This is a genomic window from Chitinophaga sp. (assembly GCF_035564935.1).
Lineage (GTDB): Bacteria > Bacteroidota > Bacteroidia > Chitinophagales > Chitinophagaceae > Chitinophaga.
Genome location: NZ_DATMTE010000137.1, coordinates 1 through 7048, shown reverse-complemented (window position 1 = coordinate 7048; position 7048 = coordinate 1). Strand labels below are relative to the sequence as shown.

The following is a 7048-nucleotide window of genomic DNA, read 5'->3' as shown; positions in this document are numbered from 1 at the left end:
GCACTGTTACAGCGCTGATGCTGCATGAACAGGGATACGATGTGGTGGGAATCACCATGAAAACCTGGGATTATGCATCTGCCGGTGCCAGTAAAAAGGAAACCGGCTGCTGTAACCTGGATTCTTTTAACGACGCCCGCGCTGCAGCAGTGCATCACGGGTTCCCACACTTTGTGCTGGATATCCGTGATGAATTTGGTGATTTTGTAGTGAATAATTTTGTCGAGGAATATATTGCAGGACGTACGCCTAATCCTTGTGTGTTGTGCAACACGCATATAAAATGGCGTGCACTGATGAAACGTGCAGACGCCATGGATTGCGAGTTTATTGCTACCGGCCATTATGGACAGATCCGGCAGCACGACAATGGCCGCTACGTGATCAGTAAAGGCCTGGACGAAACCAAAGACCAAAGCTATGTGCTGTGGGGCATCCAGCAGGATGTACTGGCCCGCACTATTCTCCCTTTGGGCAAATACCGCAAAACAGAAATACGCCAGATGGCATTTGATTTCGGCTACCCGGAACTGGCTAAAAAGGCCGAAAGCTATGAAATATGCTTTGTTCCGGACAACGATTACCGCGGCTTCCTGAAAAGAAAAGTGGAAGGGCTGGAAGAAAGGGTGAACGGAGGCAATTTTGTACTGGCAGACGGCACGATCGTTGGCCATCACAAGGGTTATCCCTTTTATACTGTTGGGCAGCGTAAAGGGCTTGATATTGCCCTTGGTCGCCCTGTATTCGTAACCGAGATCATCCCCGAAACCAATACCGTGGTTTTAGGCAATGAAAATGAACTGCAGAAAAGTGAAATGTTCGTAAGCGGCATTAACATGGGTAAATATGATATGATCCCGGAAGGCATGGAAGCGGTTACGAAGATCCGTTATAAAGATAAAGGCGCACTGAGTAACCTGTACAATGAAAACGGACAGGTAAAAGTGAATTTCTATGAAAGTGTGAAGGGAATTGCGCCTGGTCAGTCAGCTGTTTTTTATGAAGGCGATGATGTGATTGGAGGGGGAATTATCCAGCGGAGCATACCCGTTTTATAATTTGGTAAATCAGTTATAACAGAAAAAGGGTGGGAAGATGAGATCTTCTCACCCTTTTTCTTATTTCAAAAAACTAAGATAATCTCACTGCATACATCGTATCCGCTCCTTTATCATACCCGGCAATCACGCCCCCTTCCTGTTTCCGCAAATCACTGATAGATTCTATATACTTTACCACTTCTTCATTTTCCTGCTTAAAAACGGAACAGGTAATATAGATCAGCGAACCGCCTTTTTTTACAAAAGGCGCCACATTTCGCGCTATCTTCTGCTGCAATTGCTGGTACTTCCCGATCTCTTCCTTTTTAAAAAAAGTAATGCTTTCCGGCGTACGGCCCCAGGTGCCGGAACCACTGCAGGGCGCGTCCAGGATAACGCCATCAAACTGCTGGCTCCCCATGGAAGCAGGGAAGTTTTCCGCGGTAAGATCCGCCACCCGTGCCTCATAATTCTTCACTCCCGCTATTGCAAAGCGTTGTTGCAGGTTTTCCAGGATGGATCTTCTCACATCAGATACCAGCAACTGTACACCGGGTTGCTGATCTTTGAGCAGGATGGATTTACCACCGCTCGCAGCGCAGCAGTCCCACCAGCGCTGCTGCTTTTGCGGATGGAATAATTCGCCGGTACGCTGACTGGAAGCATCCTGTACTTCATACCAGCTTTTTTCCGGCACTATCACCTCTATTTTAGTGCCATTGGGCAAGGCTATAGTGGCGTTGTTGGAAAATACCTCATATACAACGGCTGCCTTATCCAGCAGCGGCAATATTTTATCGAGCTTATTATTGCGCGCCCGGATAAATAACCGCGGTTGTTTTAAAATAGTATAGGCGTATGCGTTAGCATCTATCGTGTCCGCCAATTCAGTTAAGAACGGGAACAACGCCGCAGGAGTTAAGGGAACAGGCAGCAATGCCGCCTTGTCTGCATGCGGTAATGCCACTTGTTCATTCCAGGCAGGACGGATAGCAGCCAGGAAATCATTGGAAGTAGTTTCACAAAGGAAAGTACCGGTAATGATCCGCTCTTTTACAGGAAGCGTTTCTCCCCATTTCCCCAGCCGGAAGTAATGATATACCAGCTGTGAAATCCAGCGCCGGTCGCGCCCTCCCATATAAGGATGTTCCTTAAAAAAGGATTTGAGGAAATGATGTAACGGCAGGCTGCCCTGGTAGGCGCCGATAATTTTTTCTGCTGATGCTAAGTAATTTTCCCAACGGGTCATACGCGAAGATACGGGCTAATATTGACGCCGCGGGGAAATAGCATAAAAAAATCCGGCCTGTTACAGACCGGATCTCATTTTATCTTACCAGCTGAAACTAGAGTTTCAGCAATGCTTTCAGCGGATCTTTACCAAACAGGAGCTGTTCAGGATTTTCCAGCATTTCTTTTACTCTTACGAGGAAGCTCACTGATTCACGGCCATCAATAATACGGTGATCGTAGCTCAGCGCCAGGTACATCATCGGGCGGATTACCACCTGACCGTTGATAGCCATTGGGCGGTCCTGGATTTTGTGCATACCCAGGATAGCGGATTGCGGGATATTGATGATGGGTGTGCTCATCAGGGAACCGAATACGCCACCGTTGGTGATGGTAAAGGTACCACCGGTCATTTCAGGCATGGTCAGTTTGTTGTCGCGGGCTTTGGTAGCCAGCTCTACTACTGCTTTTTCAATACCCGCCATATCCAGGCTCTCTGCATTGCGGATCACGGGTACTACCAGTCCTTTCGGGGCGGACACAGCGATGGAAATATCGCAGTAATCATGATATACCAGTTCTTCTCCGTCGATATAAGCGTTTACAGAAGGAAATTCCTGTAAAGCGAAGCAACATGCTTTTGTAAAGAAGCTCATGAAGCCGAGGTTCACCTCATGCTGTTTCTTGAATACTTCCTTGTATTTGGCACGCAGGGCCATGATTTCGGTCATGTCTACCTCGTTGAAGGTAGTTAGCATTGCCGTTGTATTCTTCGCTTCCACCAGGCGGCGGGAAACGGTTTTACGCAGGTTGCTCATTTTTTCGCGGCGTTCGTTACGGGAGAACATTTCCTGGCCGATAGCCACACCCGGATTTTGCAGGGCAGCAAATACATCGTCTTTCATGATCTTACCGTGAGCGCCGGAACCTTTGATGCTGGAGGGATCCACATGTTTATCGGCGATCACTGCTGCAGCCACCGGAGATGCTTTCACATCATTAGGGATGCTGGTAACAGGCGCCTGCTGTGGTTGTGGGGCAGCCTTGGCCGGCTGAGCTGCGGGAGCTGCGGCCGCTGGTGCAGCTTTACCTGCGGGTCTGCCAACGCTTGTATCAATTTTGCAGGCAACATCGCCTATTTTCAGGGTATCGCCTTCTTTTGCTACGGTAATCAGGGCGCCTGCTTCTTCTGCATTAAGCTCGAAGGTAGCCTTCTCCGATTCCAGTTCACACACCACTTCATCACGCTCTACATAATCACCATTATTCTTTAACCACTTCACCAGCGTTACTTCACTGATAGACTCCCCTACTGTAGGCACTTTCATTTCAATCGTCCCTTTATTTACAGCTGGCGCCGCCGGTGTTTCTGCCGCAGGAGCCGGCGCTGGTGTACCCGCTGCTGCAGCAGGTTCGGCAGCCGGAGCGGCGCCGGTGGCCGGTGCAGCGGCATCTGTATCAATGGTGCAGGCTACATCGCCAATCTTCAAAGTAGCTCCTTCCTGGGCAGCAGGGGCTATCTTCAAGACACCCGCCTTTTCTGCATTCAGTTCGAAGGTTGCTTTCTCAGATTCCATTTCACACAATACCTCGTCCTGCTGAACATAATCTCCGTCTTTCTTCAACCACTTTGCAATTGTTACCTCGCTAATAGATTCTCCTACCGTAGGGACTTTGATTTCGATTACCATATTTAATCAGTTGATGGTGATACCAGGTTTTTCGTTGAGCGGTTAACCTTTAACGTAAAGCCCGGTTATTCTGTTTATTCTTTGAATTTTTTTAGATGTTAAAAGCTGTGTCAATGATCTGCTGCTGCTCACGTGCATGCACTTTTGCATAACCGGTTGCTGTGGAAGCGCTCGGATTGCGGCTGATAACACCATAGTTGATCTGTTTCAGGTTCATTTGCAGGAATGCTGCAGCGCCCATATTCAGCGGTTCTTCCTGTACCCAGAAGAAGGTAGCGCCTTTATACTTCTGTGCAATGGTTTCCAGTTGTTTAACCGGCAGCGGGTACAGCTGTTCCAGGCGTACAATCGCTACATCCTTACGATCATCTTTAGCCTGTTTATCACTCAGATCAAAATACATTTTGCCGGAGCAAAGTAATACTTTCTTTACTACTGCAGCATCATCGATAAACGGATCATCCAGTACTTCCTTAAAGCCGCCCTGGGTAAATTCTCCCGTAGCTGAATAAGCGCCCACATGGCGCAGATTGGCTTTCGGAGAGAAATTAATGAGAGGTTTGCGGAACTGCCAGGTTAACTGACGGCGTAACGCATGGAAGAAATTGGCTGCAGTGGTAATATTGGTGATCACCATATTTTCCTCTGCGCATTGTTGCAGGAAGCGTTCCGGGCGGGCATTGGAGTGGTCTGGTCCACCACCTTCATAGCCGTGTGGCAATAACATCACCAGGCCGTTTTGCGTAGTCCATTTCTGTTCTGCGCTGCTGATATACTGGTCAATAACTGTTTGCGCACCGTTTACGAAGTCGCCATACTGTGCTTCCCATAATACCAGGTTATTAGGATTCGCCATGGCATAGCCGTATTCAAAGCCCAATACGCCATATTCACTCAATAGGGAGTTATAAATTCTGAATTTACCCTGGTTCTCCTGCAAATGACTAAGGCGGCTGTAAGTTTCATTGGTATTTTCATCAAACAATACCGCATGGCGGTGGGAAAAAGTACCACGTTTTACATCTTCCCCGCTCATTCTTACGTCTTTTCCTTCGATCAGGAGGCTGGCATAGGCCAGCAGTTCGCCGGTAGCCCAGTCCACTTTACCTTCTTCCTGGTAAAGCTTTACTTTATCCTGCAGCAGTTTGCTCACTTTACGCAGCGGTACAAAGTTATCCGGCCATTTCATCAGGCTGTCGAACAGCCGTTTAAAATCTTCTTCCTTAATAGCAGTTACCGGGGAAGCCTCAAAATCCTGAGAGGTAGCTTTGCGCAGGGCCTGCCACCATTGTTCAGGTTTCTGGCTTACATAAGGCAGCGGATGTTGTTTTACATCATCCAGGCGGGCCTGTAAGTCGTCCCAGAAGCTTTTCTCCATTTCCTTGGCCAGTGCCTGTGCATCGGATTCGCCGTTGTTCAGGAGGAACTGGGTATATACTTCACGCGGATTGGCGTGTTTTTCAATGAGGGCGTAGAGGCTTGGTTGTGTAAACTTAGGTTCATCTCCTTCGTTGTGCCCGTGTTTGCGGTAGCAAACCATGTCAATAAACACATCTTCATTAAATTCCTGGCGGTAACGGGCAGCCAGTTGTGATACTTTCACCACTGCTTCTGCATCGTCGCCGTTTACGTGGAATACGGGAGCCTGTACAATAGACGCCACGCTGGTACAGTAATCAGAGGAGCGGGCGTCGTCAAAATCGGTGGTAAAGCCGATCTGGTTATTGATCACAAAGTGAATGGAACCACCTACGTAGTAGCCTTTCAGTTTGCTCATTTGTTCCACTTCATACACAATCCCCTGGCCTGCCACGGCAGCATCGCCATGGATAAGGATAGGCAGTATTTTATCGTAATCGCTGTTATAAATAACGTCTGCTTTACTGCGTGCAAATCCGATAACGATCGGATCCACCACTTCCAGGTGGGAAGGGTTGGGCATCAGTTGCAGGTTAACAGGTTTGCCTGCAGGGGTGGTTACCTGGGATCGGAAGCCGAGGTGGTATTTCACGTCGCCGCTGCCCATTGTCATATCCGGTACGGCGAGGCCCTCAAATTCATTGAAGATCTGTTCGTAGGTTTTCCCCAGGATATTAGCCAGTACGCTCAAACGGCCGCGGTGCGCCATTCCTATCACAGATTCCTGCACGCCGTATTCAGCTGCCACGTTGATAATAGCATCCAGCGCGGGAATGGTGGCTTCGCCGCCTTCCAGGCCAAAACGCTTTTGCCCGATATATTTTGTATGAAGAAACTTCTCGAAAATAACGCCCTGGTTCAGCTTTTGCAGGATGCGTTTGCGTTGTTCCAGGGATAAAGGCTGCTGCATGATCGTTTCAAACTCTTTCTCCATCCACTTTGCCTTTACCCGGTCGTTGATGTAGGTGTATTGAAGTCCTACGGAACCGGCGTAAATCTGCTGCAGGTAAGCAACGATCTTTTCCAGGGTGGTTTTGCCCACACCGATGGTGGTTCCTGCGTAAAATTCTGTTTTAAGATCAGCGTCCCCTAATCCAAAACTGGCGAGGTCGAGGTTGGCCTTGCGGTCCTTCCTTTCACGGATGGGGTTGGTTTTAGCAATTAAATGGCCTTTTTTGCGATACGCCTGTATCAGGCGGTATACACCCAGTTCTTTCGCCAGCTGGTCGTCGCTCACCGGCAACGAAGTGCTGCCTCCTGCTACCGGCGCTGCCGCCGCTTTGCCGTTAACATTGGATACTGCAAAATCAAATCCTTCGAAAAATTTAACCCAATCCGGGTCTACAGAGTTGGGATCTTTGCGGAAATCCTGGTATAACGATTCAATGTAAGCAGGATGTGAGTTAGTGACGAATGAGAAGTCCTTCATTTACAACGAGTTTTGCTGATCTTCAGTTCAAATACTTTTCTGTTGGTCCCAATATATTAATATATGGGATTGCAAATATCGCTCGTTTTTTGATACGCTGGTTGGAAAAAATGAGAAAAAATCAAGTGATTATCTGTGATAAAAGGTGCTTATATTTGCAGTTCACCGGAAAAACTACATTTAGTTTGTTTTGTAAAGGTAATATAGTTACCTTTGCCGTCCGAAACTTGAAATTT

The 7048-nt window shown here is 48.0% G+C and carries 4 protein-coding genes; 1 reads left to right on the top strand and 3 read right to left on the bottom strand.

The genetic code is table 11. The annotated features are described in order from the left end of the window. Positions 1–1058 (top strand): tRNA 2-thiouridine(34) synthase MnmA (gene mnmA / locus VN105_RS03705; RefSeq protein WP_325638052.1); only part of this gene is annotated, 1058 nt, incomplete at its 5' end. A 73-nt stretch (positions 1059–1131) separates the two neighbouring features. Here the strand turns inward: mnmA and VN105_RS03700 are convergent. From VN105_RS03700 to VN105_RS03690, 3 genes are all read right to left on the bottom strand, one after another. Further along, positions 1132–2289, bottom strand: coding sequence for an Fmu (Sun) domain-containing protein (locus tag VN105_RS03700; RefSeq protein WP_325638050.1), 1158 nt, complete (start codon positions 2287–2289; stop codon positions 1132–1134). Positions 2290–2386: 97 nt separating this feature from the next. Beyond that, positions 2387–3964 carry a 2-oxoglutarate dehydrogenase complex dihydrolipoyllysine-residue succinyltransferase gene (odhB, locus tag VN105_RS03695; protein ID WP_325638048.1) on the bottom strand — a complete coding sequence of 526 codons (1578 nt, stop codon included), beginning with the start codon at positions 3962–3964 and terminating at the stop codon, positions 2387–2389. A 91-nt stretch (positions 3965–4055) separates the two neighbouring features. Next, positions 4056–6812, bottom strand: coding sequence for a 2-oxoglutarate dehydrogenase E1 component (locus VN105_RS03690; protein WP_325638046.1), 2757 nt, complete (start codon positions 6810–6812; stop codon positions 4056–4058). Positions 6813–7048 lie beyond the last annotated feature (236 nt).